Origin of the sequence: Aliikangiella sp. G2MR2-5, assembly GCF_015687155.1 — a bacterium.
Lineage (GTDB): Bacteria > Pseudomonadota > Gammaproteobacteria > Enterobacterales > Kangiellaceae > Aliikangiella.
In genome coordinates, this window is sequence record NZ_JADPQF010000008.1 from 151,928 (window position 1) to 174,118 (window position 22,191).

Here is a 22,191-nt window from a genome sequence, read left to right on the forward strand (position 1 = left end):
GTACCTGGAAATGACTTTGCAGGTTTCGTGAAATGAGCTTTCGTTATCCGACTATATTGCTTTCTATACTTTTTGTCTGGTTTATGCTGTTGGCTATCAAGCCCTATAATCGACATGACTGGGCTCTGGAAAACATACTAACGACTTTATTTATTCTCAGTCTGGTTCTTTCATATAAAAAATTTCCGTTTTCCAAAATTAGCTATACTTGCATCTTTGTTTTCCTGTTTTTACATGTTCTGGGGGCGCACTTTACTTATGCCAGAGTGCCCTACGATATGTGGAGTCAAAATATTTTTGAGTTTTCCATTAATGAATGGTTAGGTTGGGAAAGGAATAACTTTGATAGACTTGTTCACTTCTGTTATGGGCTATTTCTAGCCTATCCAATTAGAGAACTGTTTATTCGCATTGTTAATGTTAGAGGTTTCTGGGGGTATTTTCTGCCACTGGACTTAACTATGTCGACTTCGCTGGTGTATGAGCTTCTTGAATGGGGAGTTGTTGAAGTCGTTGCATCAGATATCGGGCAGGCCTATCTGGGAACTCAGGGAGATATATGGGACGCTCATAAAGATATGCTTCTGGCTGCTTTAGGCGCGCTTATCGCGATGATGATAACCGCCATAATAAACTGGCATTATCAGAAGGATTTCGCTAAAGAATGGAATGACAGTCTGAAGATTAAAATGAACTCGCCATTAACATAAGATTAACCGCCTGCAGAATGAGAGCAAACAGTTGCTGGCTTAATGATTTTCACCACTTTATTGAAAGGCTCTGAGCAAGAGCCTTTATAATATTCAATTTTTTGACAATTACTTGTTTTTCGCTATTCCCACATCAAGTCGTTCAAACCAGTCGAGAAAAGTATTCACCATTTCACCTTTAAATATTCCACCGTGCTGTGGTGCGATAATATCAATTTCGAGACGTCTGACGCGACTTATCCACTCTTCTTTTGCTTTGTTTGATGGCATCCAACGTCTGTGGAAGTATTCCATTTTAGGAATATGAGCATCAAAATCCTCGACAAAAAATGGTGCGGTAATTTCATCCAGTGCTGCGCCAACGTCGCCGCTCATTAATATTTTGGCTTCCTTGTCGTAGACATGCATGTTACCCGAGGAGTGGAGGTAGTGGGCAGGAATAAATTGAAGAGTGACATTCCCCAGGGTCATCTCACTGCCTTCATCGGGAATTGGTTCATATTGAATATTGTTCATTCCAAAATGACGAATAAATGACTCCCAAAGCCAGGGGGAGTAGAGTTTTGAATTTTTTAAGCACTGATCCCAGAGTCCTAATGAAGAGATAATGTCGGGGTCCTGATGAGATGCGAACAAAGCCTTGATATTATCGAGAGTGGTGTAGCGCAAAACCGAAGTTAACATTTGTGAGAATAACTCTATTCCGCCGGGGTCGAGGATGATGCTTTGTTCTCCGCTACTGATCATATACTGGTTAGTATCGATAATTTTTTCCACTTTTTCGGGATCTCTACCAAAGCACAACCATTGGTGACTGCCTTTTTGAAAAATAGAAATTGCCTTCATTGTGATTCCTTGTTGACGCTTAATATATTTTTTATGCGCTAATTTTTTATTGGGACCTGGCTATCGGTTACGCAAGTGTGCCAGATGTCTTCGTGCTCTCTCCAGGTGAGTATTGATTCGTTCACCTGCACTAGAAACTTTATCGGCCACTGAATTAAGTGAGTTTTGGAAGTCCTCGTGAGCTCTTGAAGCTTCAACCCGAGATACAACGGATACGACCTGAGTTGCCCTGAGTTCCATTTTGGTTTCATCTAAACGATCAACCAGCTCTTTCAAAGTGACTTTTATTTTCCCTTCGAGTCTCTGTCGACGTTCATCAACTACGTCATATATGGGCTTGAGCTCATCCGTTTCAGTGCCTTTTGAGGCGTATACCACAGCATCAAGCTTGGCAATAAAGCCTTGAGCACGAAAAAGATCTGATGCAATTTTGGTTTGTGAAATGGCAATAGTATTGACGCTGCGAGCCGCATCAATGGTGAGCTTGGAGAGCCCCTCAATAAATCGGGTAATTTCATTAAACCCGGCTGCAGTCGAACCTGCTCTTACTGCAAGTGCTCGAGCATTCTTGGAAGTAATCGATAACTCTTCTGCTATTGACTGGGCTTTAAAAAGCTCTGAAGCAACATGAGCCACCGATATAAAAGTGTCGGCAGCATCATTAGATTGGCTCGTCATGCCGGTCCTGAAAATTGAATGAGTGTAGTTAATAAATAGGCGAGTTTTTAGAACTTTTCAAGTTTGCCGGGAGTTATCTGAACTTTCACTGCCTGCTGAAACCTAAAAATTACTTATTCTTGGCTAGCCCCTTTTTTAGTTTTACTGAAATATTTGTCTCACAAGCGGAGTTTTTCGGCGTCTGTATAGTCAAAAGAGCTAACAAGAGAGGGTGAGTGAGCGCATTCAGCATAGCAACTACACCTGGCAACTACACATAGCCATTACAGGGAAAATGGAGAGGAGCAGGCTAGATGAAGTCTTTTACCGGAAATATTTTCGCAGCTCTTTTGCTGTTCTCGCCAATCGGCTACACAAGCAACCACAGTGGGGCCCAGCTGCTGGTTGATGCGGCAAGGGAAAGAACACGGCATCAGGTAACCTATTCTGGAAACTATCAAAAGCTTAACTATCCTATGGGGGATGTCCCTGATAATCTAGGTGTATGTACCGATGTCATTATTCGTAGCTATCGCAAGTTGGGGCTCGATTTACAGCAACTGGTACATGAAGACATGAGTGCCAGCTTTAATGATTATCCTAAAAACTGGGGGTTAAAGGGCCCAGATAGCAATATTGATCACCGAAGAGTACCCAATCTTCAAACGTTTCTGACACGAAAAGGCGCCAGCCTCGCAATCAGTTCAAATATTAACGACTATCTACCAGGCGATCTGGTTACCTGGATGCTACCTGGAAATCTGCCGCATATAGGTGTTGTTAGCGACCATAAATCTGCTGATGGTAAGCGTTATCTTATAATTCATAATATTGGTTTCGGACCAAAAGAGGAAGATTTTCTGTTTGCTGCCAGAATCACAGGTCACTATCGATACTTTCCCGAGTAGCCGGAGATAATTATGCTGTAGCGATCAAGAATATTGCCCTTTTTAAAGACCCTTCTTGGCATCGACTTTAGCAAGCGAATCCTTTAAACTACGCGGTTTTCCAAGGCCTGAGACAGGCCTGTTTAATGCTTATTTTAAGGTTGAATTATGCGTAGCCATTATTGTGGTGATTTAGTTAGTGTTTCCGAAGGCGAGAGCGTCAAAATAGCGGGTTGGATCCACCAGCAAAGAGATCTGGGTGGATTGGCATTCTTACAGGTTAGAGATAGAAGCGGCATTATTCAGGTTGCCATCGATCCTGATCAGGAGGAATTACTCGCAATTGCCAAGAAGCTTCGTAATGAGTTCGTTGTCAGTGTTGAAGGACAAATCAGAAATCGTCCGCAAGATATGATAAACAAAGATATGGCTACCGGCGCGATTGAAGTGGTTGCCTCTGCTATCCAAATACTCAATGCCTCTGCACCTCCAGCTATCCTGGTTAACGAGCACGAAGAAGTTTCTGAAGAGCTGCGCCTGAAGTACCGCTACCTCGACCTGCGTCGTCCGGAAATGCAGCAAAAGCTGCTGTTTAGAAATAAAGTGGCTAAAAAGTTAAGAGATTTCCTGGAATCCGAGCACTTTGTTGATATCGAGACCCCTATTTTGACCAAAGCTACGCCGGAAGGTGCGCGCGACTATCTGGTACCCAGTCGAACTCACAAAGGCTCTTTTTTCGCGCTTCCTCAGTCGCCGCAGTTATTTAAGCAGTTGTTGATGATGAGCGGTTTCGATCGCTACTATCAAATCGTTCGCTGTTTCCGAGATGAAGATTTGCGCGCAGACCGTCAGCCAGAATTTACCCAGCTCGATATTGAAACTTCATTTATGGATGAAGAAGGCATTATGGGGATGATGGAAAAAATGATTCGAAATCTTTTCCTTGAGTGCCTGGATGTAGACCTTGGCGACTTCCCTCGAATGCCATACTCTGAAGCTATGCAAAAGTACGGTAGCGATAAGCCTGACCTGCGTGTCGCTATCGAGTTGGTTGATGTTGCTGACCTACTAAAAGACGTTGAATTTAAAGTGTTTGCCGGGCCTGCTAATGACCCTAAGGGGCGTGTTGCGGTTATCTGTGTGCCGGGTGGCGCAGAATTGAGTCGCAAACAGATTGATGGCTACGGTGAATATGCTGGCCGTTATGGCGCTAAAGGTCTCGCCTGGATCAAAGTCAATGAAACTGGTAAAGGTGTGGAAGGCGTTCAGTCTCCGATTGCCAAGTTCCTTAACGATGAAATCATCAACAGTATTATCGAAAGAGCGGAGGCGAATGCCGGCGATATTCTGCTATTCGGCGCGGATAGTTACAAAGTTGTTACCGATGCCCTTGGTGCCTTGCGTTTGAAAGTTGCCGAAGATCGAGGCCTGGTTGAAGACTGCTGGAAACCATTATGGGTAGTTGACTTCCCGATGTTTGAAGAAGAAGACGGCCAGCTACATGCATTGCATCACCCATTTACCGCGCCACAAGAAAACGATGCTGAAAAGCTTCGCGCTGCACCAACTGAAACTTTGTCTCGCGCCTATGATATGGTGCTGAATGGTTGTGAAGTGGGTGGTGGCTCTGTTCGTATTCATAATCAGGATATTCAGTCTGCGGTATTTGATATATTGGGTATCGAAAAGCAGGAAGCTGAAGAAAAGTTTGGCTTCCTGCTGGAAGCACTCAAATACGGTTGTCCTCCTCATGGCGGTATCGCGTTCGGTTTGGACCGGCTGGTTATGCTAATGGTAGGCGCGAGTTCGATCCGCGATGTTATCGCTTTCCCTAAAACTACAACTGCCAGTTGCCCGTTAACATCGGCACCTTCAAGAGTTTCAGATAAGCAGCTGGAAGAGTTGCATATCGCCTCAACTGTAAAAAAAGACGAAGCATAATTTTTCGACAGCCTGCTCTGGCGGGCTTCGAGTTTTACCCGATGCATTAAATGAAAATTGGGAATGGGGCAGTCTATGTGCTGCCAAATAGAAATTAAATAAATTGGAGTATACCAATGGCTGGACATAGTAAGTGGGCTAATATCAAACACCGAAAGGCAGCCCAGGATGCCAAAAGAGGCAAAATATTTACCAAAATTATTCGCGAGCTGGTGGTGGCTGCGAAGCAAGGGGGGCCTAACCCGGAAGATAACCCGAGCCTAAGAACCTGTATTGACAAAGCACTGGGCGCTAACATGAAGCGCGATACTATCGATAAAGCGATTGCACGTGGTGCTGGTAATGCTGATGGGGATGATTATGAGAACCTGGTTTACGAAGGTTATGCGCCGGGCGGTGTCGCAGTTTTGGTCGATTGTTTGACCGATAATAAAAATAGAACAGTCGCAGAGGTTCGTCATGCTTTTTCAAAATCTGGCTGCGAATTAGCCGCATCAGGCTCGGTTGCCTATCTTTTTGAGCGCAAAGGTCAGTTGGTTTTTTCCGATGAAGTTGACGAAGATACCCTGATGGAAGAAGCGCTAGAAGCGGGCGCTGATGACATCATCAATCATGATGATGGTTCATTCGAAGTGTTGACCTCTGCGGAAGAATTTATGAATGTCAAAGAAGCTTTAGCTGAAAAAGGCCTTCTGGCGGAAGCGGGGGAAGTGACCATGCTGCCTTCGACTCAGGCTGATATTGACGTTGATACTGCGGTCAAAGTTTTAAACTTGATCGATCGATTAGACGATCTGGATGATACCCAGAATATCTATCATAACGCAGAAATTCCTGAAGAAGCCTACGAAAAGCTTTAGCAAAACTGATCGGCGGCTCAGCTGATTTTGAGCCGCATCCTGTTCTTTCAAATTGGCGTTTTACGCTCAAGAAATTTGACCTCTCCTGTGATATATTCTTTTTAAAATAACTTTCAGGAATTAACAATTGTCCATAATCCTCGGGATTGATCCCGGCTCTCGAATTACTGGCTTTGGTGTTATTCGTGCCAACGGTAGAAAACTGGAATATGTTGCCAGTGGTTGCATTCGAGTCAAAGAAGGGATTTTATCCGATAAATTAAATCAAATTTTTGACTGTATTTCAGAAGTGGTTCAAGAGTATAAACCCGATGAAGCAGCTATAGAGCAGGTTTTTATGGCGAAAAATGCCGACTCTGCCTTGAAGCTTGGGCAGGCCAGAGGGGCTGCCATGGTGGCAATGGCACAACATGCTCTGGTTGTGGCGGAATATTCTGCGCGTCAGATCAAGCAGTCGGTTGTTGGAACCGGAGGGGCAGATAAGTCACAAGTCCAACATATGGTGACCAGTCTTCTGGGTCTCAATGCCACTCCTCAAGCTGACGCTGCCGATGGGCTGGCTGTGGCAATTTGTCATGCGCATGCGTTGCAGAGTGCTTTGTTTCAGGCAGGAGCAAAGAAAGTCGTTCGTGGTCGTTTAAGGTAACGATTAAATGTAGATAGCTTGGCGAAATTGAATTCAGAGTTTAAAGGCAAAATATAAAAAATGATTGGAAGATTAAGCGGAACATTACTGGAAAAACAACCCCCATTTATTTTGGTTGATTGCAATGGTGTGGGCTATGAGTGTCAGGCTCCAATGAATACTATATACAATTTACCAGAAGCAGGACAGAAAGTTGTGCTTCATACACACCTTTCGGTAAGTGAAAATGCACATACTCTATTTGCTTTCTACTCGCTAGAAGAGCGCAAGCTTTTTCGTGAATTGATTAAAGTGAATGGTGTTGGGCCTAAATTGGCGCTGGCAATTCTCTCCGCAATGAGTGCTGTTGAATTTGTACAAAATGTCCATCATGGCGAAGCGACAACTCTGGTTAAGATTCCTGGCGTTGGTAAAAAAACTGCTGAGCGTCTGATAATCGAGATGAAGGATAGATTGAAAGACTGGCAAGTAGAGTCGCCTAAGGCTGTTGGAGAAACTGTTCTGACTGATTCTCCGCTGGGAGCAAGTGATAATGTTAAAGAAGCGATTAGTGCTTTAGTTGCACTTGGCTACAAGCCAGCGCAAGCGAGTAAAGCGATTAGCAAAGTTGGTGATGATAGCTTGCCTGCCGCAAACTTGATTCGACAGGCCTTGAAGAATATGATGTAGAAAAATTCAGAGGTTGGTCGATAAATTTTTTGACCAGCGGGCAAATTTTGGTTCCGTGATTTTCAGTGAAAGCAAGCCGGCATATGCCGGCTTGTTATTTATGGTGAAGTCTTTTGGTGAGCTATCTGTTTTAATTTAAAGGGCTACTTCCAGATAAGCCATTATTTGTCGACCTTTAATTTGGTAGTCAAACGGATAGGTTCCTGTTTTTGCGAGTCGCGCTTCCTCGTCAAAAAGATTATTGATATCTACAAGAAACTTCACCCCTTCAGTGAACCGATAGGAAACACGTGAGTTTAAGCTTACCCAGGCGTCGATTGAGCTAGGTCGATGATCGTTCAAGTCCAAATTGACCGGAACCGGTTCACCAAAAGGTAAAACACCATTGTGCGCTGTACCCAGTTCGCTATCTCTCCTTTCAACTTCTCCATGATAATGCAAGTTAAATGAAACTTGAAAGTTGTCAGTAGGGTTAAAGGCTGCGCCCAGGTTTAACTTAAGCTCAGGTTCCCACACCAGATCATCAGGGTGAGGTGAGAATTCGGCAGTTGAAGGGTCTCCTGGGTCTGAAAACGACAGAATGGTTTCGTCGTTACGCTGAACATATGAGAGGTTTGCAAACCAGCTTGTTTTTCCATAGTTCGCAATTAACTCTATTTCAGTACCAAAGTTTTCGGTTGAGTTAACATTGGTACTCAGATTTGCGTTGACTGAAGAGAATGCTATCTGATTGGCAAACTCTGTCATAAAAATATTCGAGCGAAGAATATAGTTTTCATTAATCTTCCAGTCGAGCATGGCTTCAAATGTTTCAATTTCTTCTGCATCAAGCTGAGTTATATTTGATGCGAGAGAGCCCGTATGTGCGCCCCCCATTTCAGTTGGTTGTGGAGCACGAAACGCTTTACCCCACATCATTTTTCCAACCAGACCGTCAGATATAGTCCAGACACCCGCTACCCGCGGACTTACTTTAGACCAGTCTTTGCTCAACTTTGCTGGAGCCGTTTGTCCTGCTCCTGGCAGGTTTCCTTCGGCATCAATAAATCCATCGAGATTTTTAAAGTCAACACTGAGCTTGTCAGAGCGTAAACCTAGCGTGACTTCAAAATCTTCCGAGATCCAGTTCCCAGTGGTTAGCTGCATATACAGGGCTGTATTAATTACAGGATCTACAGAAAGGTAATCCAGCCATTTTCCGAGATCACCGTAAACCTGAACCGCACCGGCAGCTGGAACACAGGTATCACTATAGGATGAGTAGTAGAGGTCAAATCCACAATCAACATTTACATTTGAATAGTGCGCATCATCTCCATCGTAGTTGAAGCGGTCAATCTCAAGACCTGCCAGAAAAGTCGCATTTGAATCTTCGCCGAAAAAGTAAGTTCCCTGCAACCGGAAGAACATATCTTCGCCTTCACTGTCTATGTACTCCCACATCCCGTCTTCATAAAAATCAAAAGCGCCGTTGGGATAGTATCTCTGATTCCAGGTGATGTGATGTTTTTGATAACGAGCAAGAGTCTCGATAGAAAGCTGTTCTGAGTAATCAAAATTATATTTGATTGAAAGAATGTCACGATACTCGTTCATTTCTTCTTCGAAGTCAGGAATTTCGAAAAACCAGCCGTGCCCAGTATCAAAGTCCCAGGCCTGATGGTGATATTGAAAGGAGAGGTTTTCTCCTTTGGTAAGTTTGGCCCAGAAATAGGAGTTATCGTTTCTATCTCTTGTATCAAATTCTGCTAGCCGAGGGCGACCATTAAAATTGGGGTCTGACAAAGTTGCAAGTCGGCCTGAGCCGTCATAGCTGGGGTAGGTGTTCCCATCTGATTCGCTATAAGCGTAAGCCATAATAAAGTCATAGTCACCTGAAGTTGTTCCAGCCATCGCCTCAACTCTCCGGCTATCGTCAGTACCGGCAATAGGGGTAATTTTTGCGTGAATTTTTCCTGATAAATCGGCTCCATTAAAGGTGTTCATTTGAACGACACCATTGGTGGCATTTGAGCCATAAAGGGCTGAACCAGGACCACGAATAACTTCGATCGTTTTCGAAAAGAATATGGGGGCTAGCCATGTGTAGGCTGTTCCATAGAGGTTATCATTAACCGGGATGCCATCAACCAGATGTAAAATATGGTTGTTACTCCAACTGTCAAAATTACCACGAGTAGGGACTGTGGGCCTTTCATAATCTTGTCCCGGACCAAACCCGGGCATGCTATATAATAAATCGTTAATGACGACGTAATTGTATTGATTGAGTTGTTGGTTGGTATAGGCAGTAATTATCGCTGGCGCCTTGGCTATCGGGGTCGCTATTTTGGATGCGGAAGAAACTTCGAGGTTTAGCAGGTCTTCCAGACTAATGGCTGACAAACTATCCTCTTCTTCATAGGCAAAAGATAAATTGCACATTGTTGTCAAAACAAGGCCTGTAAACCAAGCCTTTTTTTGGTGATTGGCGTTTAGCATAAGTCCTCCGGTTGTCATCTTTATTAGCTTTCATTTATTATTTTTATAAGCTAAGTAAAGCCTAAAATTCGCAAAAATAAAGAAAACTTGACCCGGAGGCTGTAATTGTTAAGGCTGAAAGTTGTAAAAAGAAGGGAAAAGTAGAAAAAATAGGTGTGAAAAATAGGTGTCAGTGAAGAGTATAGAAATACTTACTCTATTAAGAATGAGAATTGATAACAATAAATTCAGCTAGCACTTTTTTAGCTTGCCTTCCATTTGTAATGCTACCCGCATTACGTTGCCTTCCATGTAAACTTTTTTTCCAAAGCGAACGATACGGGTTTCACCAGCAACAGTTCTTAAAAAGTCCTCACTGACATGCTCAAGCAGATCTTGATCATGAAAATCAATGAACTCACCACCGCAAGCCAGTACGCTATCGTTATCGAGGAAGTCAGGAGAGGGAAAGTTAACATGCAGGTTTTCTGGAAGTAAGCAAACTTCTTCTGCGATAACCTCATCGCTAAAAATATCATAGCCCATTTCGCTCGCAAAAAGACTGACTGCAATCTCGACATCTGGTGCTACAACGAACCAGTCTTCGCTATGATCTATCGATTCTACCCAGAAAACTTTCATCATGTATTGAGTATCTGCGCATGAAACGCAATATGATCAGCCATAAAGGTTGAAATGAAAAAGTAGCTATGATCATAGCCTTGCTGCATGCGTAATTGCAATGGTTGATTTTTTTCTTTACAAATTTCGACAAATAACTGAGGTTTTAACTGCTCCTCAAGAAAGTCATCTGCGGTACCCTGGTCGATTAAAATACGGTTGGGAGAAAGACAACCTCGCTTGACCAGTTCACAGGCATCGAACTCACTCCAGAGGACCTTGTCATCGCCTAAATAGCCTTCAAAGGCTTTTTGTCCCCACGGGGTAGACATTGGTGCAACAATTGGCGCAAACGCAGAAATACTAAGATATTTCTGTGGGTTTTTTAATCCAATGGTCAAAGCTCCATGTCCTCCCATTGAATGACCGAAGATTCCTGTACGCTCTGGATCCGCTTTAAAGTTCTGTTCGATTAACTCTGGTAGCTCCTGGGTTACATAGCTATACATGTTGTAGTTCTTGTTCCAGGGTGGTTCGATGGCATTTAAATAAAAACCGGCGCCACTACCAAAGTCGTAACAATCGTGCTCACCCGGATGTGTTGTTCCTCGTGGACTGGTGTCGGGACAGACAACAATAACGCCAGCTTCATTGGCGTATTTTTGAAAACCTCCCTTGACGGTAACATTTTCATGACTGCAGGTCAGTCCTGATAAGTAATAGAGAACCGCACAATCGTGTTTTTCCGCTTTTTCTGGCTGATAGACACTAAAAGTCATTTCGCAATGAGTAATCTCGGAGTGGTGAGTATAGACTCCTTGATAGCCACAGAACGATTTCTGGATTGATTGTGTGGTTAGGCTCATACTTTTTCTGGTTGGTTATTTAAACATCGTTCGAATCAAATCGTGTCCTTTCACTATCGGTTCATTCACCGAAGATGACGACGCTTCTGATGCTTTCTCCTGAATGCATCAAGTCAAAGGCTTTGTTGATATCAGCTAAAGGCATCGTATGAGTAATTAAATCATCGATATTGATCTTTCCGTCCATATACCAGTCAACAATTTTAGGAACATCAGTACGTCCCTTGGCACCACCGAAAGCCGTGCCGCGCCAAACCCTGCCGGTAACTAGCTGAAAAGGGCGAGTTTTGATTTCCTGGCCGGCTCCAGCGACACCTATGATAGTGCTTTCTCCCCAGCCTTTATGACAGCACTCGAGTGCATCTCGCATTACGTCAACATTACCGATACATTCAAAACTATGATCCGCCCCGCCTTTAGTTAAACTAACCAGATAAGGTACCAGCTCGCCTTCAACTTCCTTAGGGTTAACATAGTGAGTCATCCCGAACTTTTCTGCGATAGCCTTTTTATCGGGGTTGGTATCGACTCCCACAATCATGTTTGCGCCAACCATTCTCGCACCCTGAATTACATTCAAGCCTATGCCTCCAAGGCCGAAGACTACAACATTGTCTCCTGGCTGAACTTTGGCTGTATTGATAACTGCGCCGATTCCGGTTGTAACACCGCAACCGATATAGCAGACCTTGTCGAAAGGCGCATCCTCTCGGATTTTTGCAAGCGCAATTTCAGGAACTACGGTGAAGTTGGAGAAAGTGGATGTCCCCATATAGTGGTGTATCGATTCACCATTGATAGAAAATCTTGAAGTTCCGTCGGGCATCTGACCTTTACCCTGAGTTTCCCTTATCGCCTGACAAAGGTTGGTTTTGCCGGACAGACAATACTCACATTGACGACATTCTGGTGTATACAGAGGGATTACATGGTCACCGGGCTTTAAAGAAGTAACTCCTGCACCAACCTCTCGAACGATCCCCGCACCTTCGTGCCCCAGAATAGCAGGAAATAGTCCTTCAGGGTCTGCGCCCGACAAGGTGAACTCATCGGTGTGGCAAATGCCGGTCGCCTTGATTTCAACAAGACATTCGCCTGCTTTGGGGCCCTCGAGTTGAACGGTTTCTATTGTAAGAGGTTTTCCCGCCTGGTAAGCGACTGCAGCTTTAGTATCCATGGATTATATCCTGATTTATTTTCTTTCCACATTCTGCAACCAAGGACTGCTATTTGCAAATTTGATATGAGTTATTTTCTTAAAAATTTAGCCTATTATTTCAATTTTGTCGCGTGCCAAATAACAGTTGTGGGGTAATATGAAACAAGTTTTTGTCCTGATGCTTAAATCAGGCTAGAATACTACTCAAATAAACAGTTAAAACGAATTTTCATGATTGAGACTGATCGCATTATTAGTGCTTCATCGCAAGGTAGCGAAGAACAAATAGACCGTGCCATTCGGCCGAAGACTCTGCAGGATTATGTTGGGCAACCGAAGGTACGGGAGCAAATGGATATTGCTTTTCAAGCCGCACGTAATAGAAATGATGCGCTCGATCATACGCTAATCTTCGGACCTCCAGGTTTGGGCAAAACTACTTTGGCGAATATTATTGCAAATGAGATGGGAGTTAATATTCGTCACACCTCTGGACCTGTTCTGGAAAAAGCGGGTGATTTAGCTGCTTTACTAACCAATCTTGAAGAAAATGATGTACTTTTCATCGATGAAATTCATCGTCTAAGCCCAATGGTGGAGGAGATCCTTTATCCCGCGATGGAAGACTATCAGTTGGATATAATGATAGGTGAGGGGCCTGCTGCTCGTTCCATCAAACTGGATCTACCGCCTTTTACCCTCGTTGGAGCGACTACGCGTGCGGGACTGCTTACTTCTCCTCTTAGAGATCGTTTTGGTATTGTCCAGCGCCTGGAGTTTTACGATATTGACGACCTGACTCATATTGTTGAGCGTTCGGCAAATATTGTTGGTATTCCAATAGACTCTAAGGGAGCAAGAGAAATAGCACGTCGCTCACGTGGTACGCCACGAATTGCAAACCGTTTATTGCGAAGGGTAAGAGATTATGCTGAAGTGAAGTCTGATGGAAAAATTTCTCAGGCCGTATCCGATTTAGCGCTCAACCTGCTGGATGTTGATGATCGTGGTTTCGATAATATGGATAGAAAACTGATGCTAGCGATTATAGACAAATTTGAGGGAGGCCCGGTGGGTCTGGACTCTCTGGCTGCTGCAATCGGTGAAGAACGCGACACTATCGATGATGTACTGGAGCCTTACCTCATACAGCAAGGTTTTATTCAAAGAACACCCAGAGGAAGGCTCGCCACCAAACTGGCCTATCAACACTTTGGCTATTCACCCAAAAGCCGAGACTTATTTGACTGATTAGGCTGATTTTACGCTTTTTAATCCTAATACTTTCTGCCAGTTATCATGTTCACGGTGTAGTTGTGTAAGCAAAGCAAACTGGGTTTGTGCTCTGAGCAGATTCTGATCTTCCTGACGGGTTTTAAAATAAATATCGCCGTTGAAGTAATCCGTTAAAAAGCGTACGCCCACCATGAATATCATGATCTGCGCACCAATTAACAGGTTTTCTTTTTCGAAGCGGGATAAATTATCTCCATTCCCAGAGAGGTAACCTTCAGTCACGGCTTGCACAACATCCCAGCGAAGTTCGCAATATTCAGGCATGTCTTCGCCACCTACGGGCGCAAAACTACGGATCATGTCGCCATAATCAAACAGATAGTAACCAGGCATGATAGTATCCCAGTCGATAACGGCTTTAACAATTCCTGTATGTTCACTGACTAATATATTCGATATTTTGGTGTCGTTATGTGTAATTTTTTCCTGAATAAGCTGATTGGCTTTGGCTTTTGGTATCCAGTTGGCCAAATTGGAAAACTGTTTTACCACTTCCAGCTCTTGTGCGCAGCGCGCAACCCTGTTTTCGTGGTTTTTAAGTAACGACAAATTAAATTGATTAAGGCGTAACTGTAAATCATGAAAGCCTTCAATCACTGGCCGGATACTTGAAGCAGGCAGAGTGCTCAATGCTCGGTCAAACAGTCCAACCGCGCGGGCACAGTTAAAAGCGTCCTGAGCGTGTCGTGCAATTTCTAGTGTTTTACACCCTTGGATATACTTCATTAGTCGCCAGCTGCGTCCATGGTTAAGGGCAAGAGAGTGGCCATTTCGGGTTTTTCTAATGCTCAGCCGCTCCAGAGGGTAGTCTGACACACTTAAGTGCTCGGAAACCTTGTCAAAGTTTTGCTGAACTAATTGCGGGTTTGGGAACACCTGACTATTGATGTGCTGTAATACCCAGCTTGAATCGCCCTCACTAACCAGAAAAGTATCGTTTATATGTCCTTGTCCCAATGGCTCAACATCTGCCAGAGAGGTTTCCAGCTGGAAGGAGGTTTTCAGACTTTCCCAGTCATCACTTAAAATATCGCTCATTGTCATCTTTCGAATCTTTTTGTTATTAGGTTTATTATCGAATACTGCAGATGTACACAGCCAACTTCTCCCACATTTAAACGTATATCCTTGAGAGGTAATGTGCGTGAGCTTTCCATGGTTTGAGTCGTTATCTGTGTCAAATTTGAGCGGGCAATAATAGCGATAATCAAATCCCTTGACCATAGCTTTGTTCACGGAAAATTTATTTTATCGCTATAAATGTGAGATATTCGTACTTGCCTGAGACAGTAGAGCCTTATTAATGCTTTCTAAAACTCCTGTTTTGAATTGGCTTTCCCGGCTTTGATTAACTTAATTTCAGTTATTTTAAAAGGTTTTCCCCATTGCTGAATGGTCATCATGCCTGATTCCATCTTGCCAGAAAATTCAATTATAGCGCCATCCTGCATGAAAGCTTTATCAAGATTCATGGGCAAAAGTTTTTGACCATTCTCAGTTACAATTCCATAGAATCCTCCTTCCAGTGAAATGTACTGAATAGTTCCCTTCATCTGAACTTGTTTATCAGATACTTGAGCGTTCATCGTTGAGTCCTTGTTCAAATCATTAGCTTTTAAGCCATCATTCGGCTGGCAAGCTAACAGTAGAAAAAAATAACCGGAAGCAATAAGTCTTCGTTTTATATTCATCATATTTCCCTTTTCTATTCGAGCTCTCTCATAATGAACTATCGCTCATTATCAAACTAGTGTAAGCAACATTTCTTAAATTTTTTTCCGCTTCCACAAATACAAGGATCATTGCGTCCGACACTTTTTTGTTCGTTAATGTAGGGCTCAATTTTTGAGCTGTCACTGTCGTTGGAAGTATGAACGGCAGACTGCTCCTGAGCGAGATCTTTTCCCAACATACCAACGGCCGAAATAAGTTTAGGCATCGAACTGAGGCAATCTTGCATATTGGGAAGTTGTCCTGCCAGTTCAGGTTCTTCCCGAGCTATTTTTTCTTCATCGATAAATTTTGCCAGAATAATATTGAGTAGTGCCACACTGCGCGAAGCTTGCTCATTTTCCTCAGGCAGTAGCTGCTGCCAGCTGCCTGATAGCCAACGATAGGCATCCAGATAACCGGTAGAAAACTCAACAAGCTCAATTTCAGGCTTGCCTTCTGCAGTCAACTTTAGGGCGGCCGGTAACTCCAATGGGTGGCTATGCTCAAATGCCAGGTCACATGTATGCCACCATTTAACAAAGCCTTGGGATAGAGTTTTCGCCAGTTCGCTATCCTCAATATCCATGCCTGCTTCGTTATTTAGACAAAGTTGTGGCATCCATTCTTTTGCTGGTACCTTTTCCGGCGCTGAGGCTACCGCGGTGATAAAGCCCAGGCTATGATAAAGACTTCCAAAAACGTCTTTAACTGATTGATTTTCGAAGCAGTTTTCTAAAGTGGATAAGTCGATAGTTGGCATTGATAAAAGTTATTTGGATTAATGAAGGTGTCATTGTACCTTTTTTGGCTCTTTTACGGGGAGGTTTTTTATCTGACGTATCAATCGAAAAAGTAGTAGCGGGACGACAAGAAACAACAGAGCAGTGATCCAGTCGTCCGTAATTGGCTCGAGGGTAAACAATGTATTAGTCACCCCTGAGTTCACTCCCCAACAGAGAACTAAAGCAATCAGAAAGAGCACAACAGTGAGCATGTTTGGATATCTCTATTCCAGAGGAGGGTCAATAAAGTATCTACTTGCATTTTACCAGGCGCTCGACAGGTCTTTGCCAGAATAATAACTGCGTTCCTGCCCGGGCAAGTAAAAATAGTGATACTACGCTAATCACTGCTAAAGGTTGAAAGAGCAAGTCCTGATTTTGACCTGCCCAGCGCAGCGAACCAAAAATACTGAACCCGTAAAGGCTCGCAATTCCCACTTGGGCGAATGAAACTTTTAACCACTGAATTGATAGCATCATTGGAAGAAAAATCAAGGACACTAACATGACGATGAGCAAACTACCGAAAACGATCTGGTAGTTAGTCTGAACCGGGGAAAGGAAGCTTAGAACCAGAGCTCCCACACTAAAAGTGAAAGCATTAGAAATAAAATTGATATCAACCTTGCGCAGAATAGTATTTTTTAACTGGCGATGATTATTTGCGCTAAAAATATGGGCAAATGATTTAACCTGGGAAAATAACTGTCTTGACTCCAGAACAATTACCAAAAATGAAGCGGTGAGAAACATCGGGCTAAAAAGTTCCAGTAAGTTTTTGTCTTTCTTACTGGTCATCAATATAAATACGCCGACAATGATGAGGTAACCTAGCGATATCAGATTCAACTTTGTTTGCGGAAGAGATACAGCCCAGACCATATTTCCTTTAGGTCTAAGGATTAACTTTTCGGCGAGCAAGCTTAAGTAATAATTGATTTTGAAAACTAAAGTCGGCTTTATACTGGTTGATTCGGTAATGGTTATTCTAATGCGATCCGCGTTGTCCAGTTTTCGGAAATTTGACGCCAATTGCATTCGGTACAAAATGATAGCTGCACCGCCTATCACAATTATTAGCGAGTAAATTTCAGGTATTCCAAAACTGGGCAATTGTGCCATACCTATTGGAAATGCAGGTATCAAGATCCGTAACAGCCACTTATCTTCAAGTACGAGAGTGGAAGCATAGATTGCCGCACACAAAGGAACGAGTAAATAAAGCCAGCTTTTATCACCAAGGCTAAAGATGAGTCCAGGCAGGACCAGGCAGTAAATGGTGGTTACAATTATAAGAAAACTTTTTAGTAACGTTTTTCTAAAGTTAGGATTTACCTTCCACAAATAATACTGCTTCAGGCTCAACAAAGCCCCTCCCATATAGATTCCCGTAAAGGCACAAAGTACTATGTCGAGTACCAAAGATGCCTGAAAAGATTTCTCAGGCTCGAACCCGTTGTAGAGCGTGAGGAATTGAAAAAATAAAAAGAGGGCAAAGAGTAATGCGATAGCAATCATGGTGATCCATGAGTGAGATAACATCAACCACAAAGTACGCTTAATTTGTTGCATGGCTCACCTCCAGATACCAGTCTTCCAGCGACATCGGTAATTTTTCTACCTGAACGCCCGCGGCCTCTGCCATTGATTCAATCGGTTTTTCCAAGGGGGAAACAATGCTGGCTGTTGCACCATCGTGTCTTGAATGCCAGTTATGCAGAGCGTCAAAATATGGCAGCTTATCTACTCTTGAATCACCCGTTAGTTTCACATGAGCAATCGATGATTTCAGAGTATCTACATCGTAGTAGTGGTTGATTTCCCCATGAGCTAGCAATGCAACTTTGTTAGCTACTCTTTCCAGATCAGAAACGATATGGCTCGAAAAAATCACTGTAGAATTAAGATCACAGCTAAGTTCTATGAGCTCCGCCAGAAATTCCCTTCGCATACCTGGATCCAGGTGAGCAACGGGTTCATCCAGAATTAAAAGTTCCGGCTTACTGGAAAGTGCCTGAATGACATGAAGAATCTGACTTTGTCCACCGGACAGGTCTCCCACTCGTTTTTTTGGATCCAAATTCCAGCGACTGCTCAGTTGAAAACAGTAGTCTCTGTCCCATTGTGGAAAGAAGCCTCCGAGATATTCGAGGAATGTTTTCACATTCATCCATTCAAACCCTTTAATATCCTGCGCAACAAAAGCAACTTTTTCCCGCCTCTCCTGTTGCATATCGTTCCAGTGACTATCCCATATTCTGATCTCGCCTGAAGAGGCATCACGCAGTCCCATAAGGGTTTCAAGCAAGGTGCTTTTACCTGCACCATTTTTGCCGAGGAGTGCCACTATATCTCCTTGCTCGACTTGCCAGTTAAGCTGGTTGAGCACATGTTGCTGACCATAGGCTTTGGTCAAGCTGTTGATTGAAATGATGGGTGAGTTCATACCTTGTTCCTCAAATCTCTAGATTTCTGCAAAGAGTACTGCTAACTATTTAGCACCGTTGTCAATAGACAGGTACTGTTGAACTAGCGTGATAATAGCTTCATCATCCAGTTCTTCTGTTCGAGCCTGTTTTATGAAATTTAAAAGTGGCTGTTCCAGTTCTGCGGATATATCCTGGCCTTCAACCTGCTCGGCAACTAACATTCCTACACCTCGTTTGCGCAAAAGCACACCTTCTATTTCTAGTTGAGCGAAAGCTTTTGAAATAGTCATGGGGTTGATTTGCAGCGCACTTGCCAGGTTACGTACCGACGGCAATTGCTCTCCGGGTTTTAACAGATTCATTCTGATCGCCTGTTTAATTTGATCGATAAGTTGACGGTAAATCGGAATGCCGGAGCTTCCGTTTAGCGAAAACAAACTGACCATGTTGCTGGTTGTCACTGAGTAATCCCTATTTTTTGTTTTTAGCGCTTGAGCAGATATTATTTTCTGCTTAGGAGTGTACTAGCGCATCAACAAGTGTATTAGTATTAATATTGGTGTATTAATATAATGATACAGTGGGCGTTCAATTGTCAACTTAATAATGCATTTACTGCTTACTTTCTGAGCAAACTAGGCTAAAATGCGCGGCCTTTGAGTCTGAGTTGTCAATCTTAAAGTTTGGGTAACCACTTAAGACTCATCTCTAACTAATTGAATTTAAGGTGTTTTAAGTTGATTTCTACAGCCAATATCACAATGCAGTTTGGTGCCAAGCCATTATTTGAAAATATCTCAGTCAAGTTTGGCGAAGGTAATCGCTACGGTCTGATCGGAGCTAACGGCTGTGGAAAGTCCACTTTCATGAAAATACTATCTGGTGTATTGGAGCCTTCAGCCGGACAGGTTATTACTGACCCAAATGAACGAATTGGTGTTCTCGGCCAGGATCAGTTCGCTTTCGAAGCGTTTACCGTTATTGATACGGTAATAATGGGTCACAAAGAACTATGGGAAGTGAAAAAGGAACGCGATCGCATTTATAGCCTGCCGGAAATGAGCGAAGATGAAGGTATGCTGGTTGCGGATCTGGAAGTGAAGTTTGCAGAAATGGACGGTTATACCGCAGAATCCAGAGCGGGCGAATTACTGCTTGGGCTGGACATTCCAACAGAACAACACTTTGGTCCTATGAGCGCTGTTGCCCCTGGCTGGAAACTTCGAGTTTTGCTTGCGCAGGCTCTGTTTGCCGATCCTGATATCATGTTACTCGACGAGCCAACCAATAACCTCGATATTAATACCATTCGCTGGTTGGAAGATATTTTAAATCAGCGCCAGTCAACCATGATTATCATTTCCCATGACCGTCATTTCCTCAACAGTGTATGTACCCACATGGCTGATCTCGATTATGGTGAGCTTCGATTGTTCCCGGGCAACTACGATGAATATATGACCGCAGCGACTCAGGCAAGAGAAAGACTACTTGCCGATAACGCCAAGAAAAAAGCACAAATCGCCGAGCTGCAAACTTTCGTGTCGCGATTCTCAGCCAACGCTTCCAAAGCGAAACAGGCGACCTCTCGCGCCAAACAGATTGAAAAAATTCAGCTGGAAGAAGTTAAACCTTCGAGTCGTCAAAGTCCGTTTATTCGCTTTACTCAGGAAAAGAAACTCTACCGATTGGCGCTTGAGCTGGAAAATATTTCAAATGGTTATGATGAATTACTGTTCAAAGACTTTAGTTTGATGCTCGAAGTTGGCGAACGCGTTGCCGTTATTGGTCCTAACGGGATTGGTAAAACAACCTTTCTGAAAACCCTTATTGGTGAAATGCCTGTTAAATCAGGCGAGATTAAATGGTCAGAAAACGTCAATATTGGCTATTACGCTCAGGACCACAATGAAGACTTTTCAGAAGATATGAACCTGTTTGACTGGATGAGCCAGTGGCGAAACGAAGGTGATGACGAACAAGCTGTACGCGGCATTCTCGGCAGAATGCTGTTTTCTCAGGACGACATCAAAAAATCGGTGACTAAACTTTCTGGTGGTGAAAAAGGGCGCATGATGTTCGGTAAATTGATTATGCAGCAGCCCAATGTCTTAATTATGGACGAGCCCACCAATCACATGGATATGGAGTCAATCGAAGCTCTCAACCTGGCGCTCGAGCACTATGACGGAACTCTCATCTTCGTATCCCATGACCGTGAGTTTGTGTCTTCATTGGCAACTCGAGTGCTGGATATGAAAACAGATACTATTGTTAACTTTGAAGGTAAGTACGAAGATTATTTGTCTTCGCAGGGAATTGTTTCCTAGTTTAGCATCAAGGTCTCCCTGTCAGATCTCAAAGCCTGGCTCGAAGAATAGTTGAGCCAGGCTTTTTTATCAAAGTAAAAGTCATGTTCTTATACTTGTCTCTTCGAGTTTGCTTATTTAAAATCTTGATCTGTTTAAAATCAATATTGATTTAACCTGGAGTTCTCTACTTGGACCCGGGACTGGACTCAGGACATCCATTGACTAGTATTCAGCAAGCATCGCCCACAAATTCAATCCTATTGAAACTGGCAGAAAGCCCGGAGGAGATAGAATCCGCCGCTCGGCTTTTTAGAGAGTATCAGCAATTTCTGAAGGTTGATCTTTGCTTTCAGAGCTTTGAGCAGGAGCTGGCAACATTACCCGGAAAGTATGCCGCACCCGATGGTGCTATTTACCTCGCCTATTATCAAGGGAAGGCAGTTGGTTGCGTCGCAGTCAGGCCGATTAAAGATGATATTTGCGAGATGAAGCGTCTCTATGTCAAACCTGAGGTTCAAGGTTTGGCTATTGGTCGAAAACTGGCAACGCTCGTCATCGAAAAAGCGAAGAGAATAGGATACAAAAGAATGCAGCTCGATACGCTGGAACGCCTACAAGCAGCGCTTAGCCTGTATGAAAGTCTGGGCTTCAAGCGAATCGATTCTTACTATGAAAACCCACTGCCGGAAGTAGTTTTCATGGAGTTGAAGCTTTAGCGCAGACGGGAGCCTTATTACCGTTTTTTCTAACAAAAGTACAAATTTTCAATAATTTAGCGGCAGCTCCTCACAAATTACTCAAATTTGCCACTTTTTTACATATTAGCGGTTAATTTCTCCTCATCAATTGGTTATAGTTCCCAAACTTTAGGTGCCGGGCATAGATAACTCCGGTTTTTGTACTCCAATTAAGTAAAACAGACGATGTCGAAGGAATTTATTTGGCCCATCAATGTCTATTACGAGGACACTGATGCGGGAAATGTGGTTTATCACGCCAATTACTTAAAATTTTTTGAAAGGGCTAGAAGTGAGTGGCTCAAGTATCTCGAAATTGATCAAGCTGCCCTGTTAGCTGAGGACATTGCTTTTGCTGTCGCTAAATCGGATGTTGATTACCTTTACCCGGCAAGATTTAATGATGAGCTGGAAGTTGTCAGTGAAATAAAAGACGTTCGCGGTGCGAGTCTGACTTTTGTGCAAAAACTTTTTCATAAAGGCGAGCGTCAAAAAATATTATGCCAGGCCACGATTAATGTGGTTTGTTTAAAACTAAAAGCATTTAAACCTTGTCGTATGCCGGCAGCTATTAGGGAGGAGTTTCAGCGTGTCAGCTGA

22 protein-coding genes are annotated in these 22,191 nt (G+C 43.3%); 10 read left to right on the plus strand and 12 right to left on the minus strand.

What is annotated here, in order from left to right; translation table 11 throughout:
* Positions 1–32: 32 nt before the first annotated feature.
* Positions 33–710 carry a DUF2238 domain-containing protein gene (locus IYN84_RS19840; RefSeq protein ID WP_196141017.1) on the plus strand — a complete coding sequence of 226 codons (678 nt, stop codon included), beginning with the start codon at positions 33–35 and terminating at the stop codon, positions 708–710.
* A 108-nt stretch (positions 711–818) separates the two neighbouring features.
* Here the strand turns inward: IYN84_RS19840 and IYN84_RS19845 are convergent, their stop codons facing one another.
* Both IYN84_RS19845 and IYN84_RS19850 read right to left on the minus strand, forming a co-directional pair.
* Positions 819–1,556 (minus strand): MBL fold metallo-hydrolase, encoded by a 738-nt coding sequence (locus IYN84_RS19845; RefSeq protein ID WP_196141018.1) that lies wholly within the window; start codon positions 1,554–1,556, stop codon positions 819–821.
* 60 nt (positions 1,557–1,616) lie between these two features.
* Entirely contained in the window at positions 1,617–2,234 is a 618-nt protein-coding gene (locus IYN84_RS19850) for a hypothetical protein (protein ID WP_196141019.1), read from the minus strand.
* 293 nt (positions 2,235–2,527) lie between these two features.
* Here IYN84_RS19850 and IYN84_RS19855 point away from each other — a divergent pair, with 293 nt between their 5' ends.
* The 5 genes from IYN84_RS19855 (at position 2,528) to ruvA (ending at position 7,216) form a co-directional block, all read left to right on the plus strand.
* Positions 2,528–3,121: a DUF1287 domain-containing protein gene (locus IYN84_RS19855; RefSeq protein ID WP_196141020.1), complete on the plus strand. Its 594-nt coding sequence runs from the start codon at positions 2,528–2,530 to the stop codon at positions 3,119–3,121.
* A gap of 147 nt (positions 3,122–3,268) precedes the next feature.
* Positions 3,269–5,041 (plus strand): aspartate--tRNA ligase, encoded by a 1,773-nt coding sequence (gene aspS, locus IYN84_RS19860; protein ID WP_196141021.1) that lies wholly within the window; start codon positions 3,269–3,271, stop codon positions 5,039–5,041.
* Positions 5,042–5,157: 116 nt separating this feature from the next.
* Positions 5,158–5,901, plus strand: a complete 744-nt coding sequence (locus IYN84_RS19865) for a YebC/PmpR family DNA-binding transcriptional regulator (RefSeq protein WP_196141022.1) — start codon at positions 5,158–5,160, stop codon at positions 5,899–5,901.
* 127 nt (positions 5,902–6,028) lie between these two features.
* Positions 6,029–6,547 carry a crossover junction endodeoxyribonuclease RuvC gene (gene ruvC, locus IYN84_RS19870; RefSeq protein ID WP_196141023.1) on the plus strand — a complete coding sequence of 173 codons (519 nt, stop codon included), beginning with the start codon at positions 6,029–6,031 and terminating at the stop codon, positions 6,545–6,547.
* 60 nt (positions 6,548–6,607) lie between these two features.
* Positions 6,608–7,216, plus strand: coding sequence for a Holliday junction branch migration protein RuvA (ruvA, locus tag IYN84_RS19875; protein WP_196141024.1), 609 nt, complete (start codon positions 6,608–6,610; stop codon positions 7,214–7,216).
* A gap of 135 nt (positions 7,217–7,351) precedes the next feature.
* On the opposite strand, the gene IYN84_RS19880 is transcribed toward ruvA, so the two are convergent.
* The 4 genes from IYN84_RS19880 to IYN84_RS19895 form a co-directional block, all read right to left on the minus strand.
* Complete coding sequence (locus IYN84_RS19880) at positions 7,352–9,697, minus strand: TonB-dependent receptor (RefSeq protein WP_196141025.1); 2,346 nt, start codon at positions 9,695–9,697, stop codon at positions 7,352–7,354.
* Positions 9,698–9,928: 231 nt separating this feature from the next.
* Entirely contained in the window at positions 9,929–10,321 is a 393-nt protein-coding gene (locus IYN84_RS19885; RefSeq protein ID WP_196141026.1) for a hypothetical protein, read from the minus strand.
* Positions 10,318–11,163 (minus strand): S-formylglutathione hydrolase, encoded by an 846-nt coding sequence (fghA, locus tag IYN84_RS19890; RefSeq protein WP_196141027.1) that lies wholly within the window; start codon positions 11,161–11,163, stop codon positions 10,318–10,320. Before fghA ends, IYN84_RS19885 begins: the two co-directional genes overlap by 4 nt.
* Positions 11,164–11,224: 61 nt before the next feature.
* Complete coding sequence (locus IYN84_RS19895) at positions 11,225–12,340, minus strand: S-(hydroxymethyl)glutathione dehydrogenase/class III alcohol dehydrogenase (RefSeq protein ID WP_196141028.1); 1,116 nt, start codon at positions 12,338–12,340, stop codon at positions 11,225–11,227.
* 213 nt (positions 12,341–12,553) lie between these two features.
* Here IYN84_RS19895 and ruvB point away from each other — a divergent pair, with 213 nt between their 5' ends.
* On the plus strand, positions 12,554–13,573 hold the full coding sequence (gene ruvB / locus IYN84_RS19900; protein WP_196141029.1) for a Holliday junction branch migration DNA helicase RuvB: 1,020 nt from the start codon (positions 12,554–12,556) through the stop codon (positions 13,571–13,573).
* Here ruvB and IYN84_RS19905 read toward each other — a convergent pair whose 3' ends face one another.
* From IYN84_RS19905 to IYN84_RS19930, 6 genes are all read right to left on the minus strand, one after another.
* The gene (locus IYN84_RS19905) at positions 13,574–14,656 is read right to left on the minus strand and encodes an aminoglycoside phosphotransferase family protein (RefSeq protein WP_196141030.1); all 1,083 of its coding nucleotides are present in this window, start codon (positions 14,654–14,656) and stop codon (positions 13,574–13,576) included.
* Between the two features lie 272 nt (positions 14,657–14,928).
* Positions 14,929–15,309 carry a hypothetical protein gene (locus IYN84_RS19910; RefSeq protein WP_196141031.1) on the minus strand — a complete coding sequence of 127 codons (381 nt, stop codon included), beginning with the start codon at positions 15,307–15,309 and terminating at the stop codon, positions 14,929–14,931.
* Positions 15,310–15,365: 56 nt separating this feature from the next.
* Complete coding sequence (locus IYN84_RS19915) at positions 15,366–16,091, minus strand: UPF0149 family protein (RefSeq protein WP_196141032.1); 726 nt, start codon at positions 16,089–16,091, stop codon at positions 15,366–15,368.
* Positions 16,092–16,365: 274 nt separating this feature from the next.
* The gene (locus IYN84_RS19920) at positions 16,366–17,685 is read right to left on the minus strand and encodes a hypothetical protein (protein WP_196141033.1); all 1,320 of its coding nucleotides are present in this window, start codon (positions 17,683–17,685) and stop codon (positions 16,366–16,368) included.
* Positions 17,672–18,559 carry an ABC transporter ATP-binding protein gene (locus tag IYN84_RS19925; RefSeq protein ID WP_196141034.1) on the minus strand — a complete coding sequence of 296 codons (888 nt, stop codon included), beginning with the start codon at positions 18,557–18,559 and terminating at the stop codon, positions 17,672–17,674. The genes IYN84_RS19920 and IYN84_RS19925 overlap by 14 nt, the downstream gene beginning before the upstream one ends.
* A gap of 45 nt (positions 18,560–18,604) precedes the next feature.
* Positions 18,605–19,003, minus strand: coding sequence for a GntR family transcriptional regulator (locus tag IYN84_RS19930; protein ID WP_210330752.1), 399 nt, complete (start codon positions 19,001–19,003; stop codon positions 18,605–18,607).
* 276 nt (positions 19,004–19,279) lie between these two features.
* On the opposite strand from IYN84_RS19930, the gene IYN84_RS19935 reads away from it, so the two are divergent.
* From IYN84_RS19935 to ybgC, 3 genes are all read left to right on the plus strand, one after another.
* Entirely contained in the window at positions 19,280–20,872 is a 1,593-nt protein-coding gene (locus IYN84_RS19935) for an ABC-F family ATPase (RefSeq protein ID WP_196141035.1), read from the plus strand.
* Between the two features lie 200 nt (positions 20,873–21,072).
* Positions 21,073–21,570 (plus strand): GNAT family N-acetyltransferase, encoded by a 498-nt coding sequence (locus IYN84_RS19940; RefSeq protein WP_210330754.1) that lies wholly within the window; start codon positions 21,073–21,075, stop codon positions 21,568–21,570.
* Positions 21,571–21,777: 207 nt separating this feature from the next.
* Positions 21,778–22,191, plus strand: coding sequence for a tol-pal system-associated acyl-CoA thioesterase (gene ybgC, locus IYN84_RS19945; protein ID WP_196141036.1), 414 nt, complete (start codon positions 21,778–21,780; stop codon positions 22,189–22,191).

Bases quoted from the DNA above. Each gene is read 5' to 3' on its own strand.
- fghA (WP_196141027.1), bottom strand. From the start codon at position 11,163: ATGAGCCTAACCACACAATCAATCCAGAAATCGTTCTGTGGCTATCAA.
- ybgC (WP_196141036.1), top strand. From the start codon at position 21,778: ATGTCGAAGGAATTTATTTGGCCCATCAATGTCTATTACGAGGACACT.
- IYN84_RS19925 (WP_196141034.1), bottom strand. From the start codon at position 18,559: ATGAACTCACCCATCATTTCAATCAACAGCTTGACCAAAGCCTATGGT.
- ruvA (WP_196141024.1), top strand. From the start codon at position 6,608: ATGATTGGAAGATTAAGCGGAACATTACTGGAAAAACAACCCCCATTT.
- ruvB (WP_196141029.1), top strand. From the start codon at position 12,554: ATGATTGAGACTGATCGCATTATTAGTGCTTCATCGCAAGGTAGCGAA.
- IYN84_RS19855 (WP_196141020.1), top strand. From the start codon at position 2,528: ATGAAGTCTTTTACCGGAAATATTTTCGCAGCTCTTTTGCTGTTCTCG.
- IYN84_RS19850 (WP_196141019.1), bottom strand. From the start codon at position 2,234: ATGACGAGCCAATCTAATGATGCTGCCGACACTTTTATATCGGTGGCT.
- IYN84_RS19895 (WP_196141028.1), bottom strand. From the start codon at position 12,340: ATGGATACTAAAGCTGCAGTCGCTTACCAGGCGGGAAAACCTCTTACA.
- IYN84_RS19865 (WP_196141022.1), top strand. From the start codon at position 5,158: ATGGCTGGACATAGTAAGTGGGCTAATATCAAACACCGAAAGGCAGCC.
- IYN84_RS19910 (WP_196141031.1), bottom strand. From the start codon at position 15,309: ATGAATATAAAACGAAGACTTATTGCTTCCGGTTATTTTTTTCTACTG.
- IYN84_RS19885 (WP_196141026.1), bottom strand. From the start codon at position 10,321: ATGATGAAAGTTTTCTGGGTAGAATCGATAGATCATAGCGAAGACTGG.
- IYN84_RS19880 (WP_196141025.1), bottom strand. From the start codon at position 9,697: ATGCTAAACGCCAATCACCAAAAAAAGGCTTGGTTTACAGGCCTTGTT.
- aspS (WP_196141021.1), top strand. From the start codon at position 3,269: ATGCGTAGCCATTATTGTGGTGATTTAGTTAGTGTTTCCGAAGGCGAG.
- IYN84_RS19840 (WP_196141017.1), top strand. From the start codon at position 33: ATGAGCTTTCGTTATCCGACTATATTGCTTTCTATACTTTTTGTCTGG.
- IYN84_RS19920 (WP_196141033.1), bottom strand. From the start codon at position 17,685: ATGCAACAAATTAAGCGTACTTTGTGGTTGATGTTATCTCACTCATGG.
- IYN84_RS19845 (WP_196141018.1), bottom strand. From the start codon at position 1,556: ATGAAGGCAATTTCTATTTTTCAAAAAGGCAGTCACCAATGGTTGTGC.
- IYN84_RS19915 (WP_196141032.1), bottom strand. From the start codon at position 16,091: ATGCCAACTATCGACTTATCCACTTTAGAAAACTGCTTCGAAAATCAA.
- IYN84_RS19905 (WP_196141030.1), bottom strand. From the start codon at position 14,656: ATGAGCGATATTTTAAGTGATGACTGGGAAAGTCTGAAAACCTCCTTC.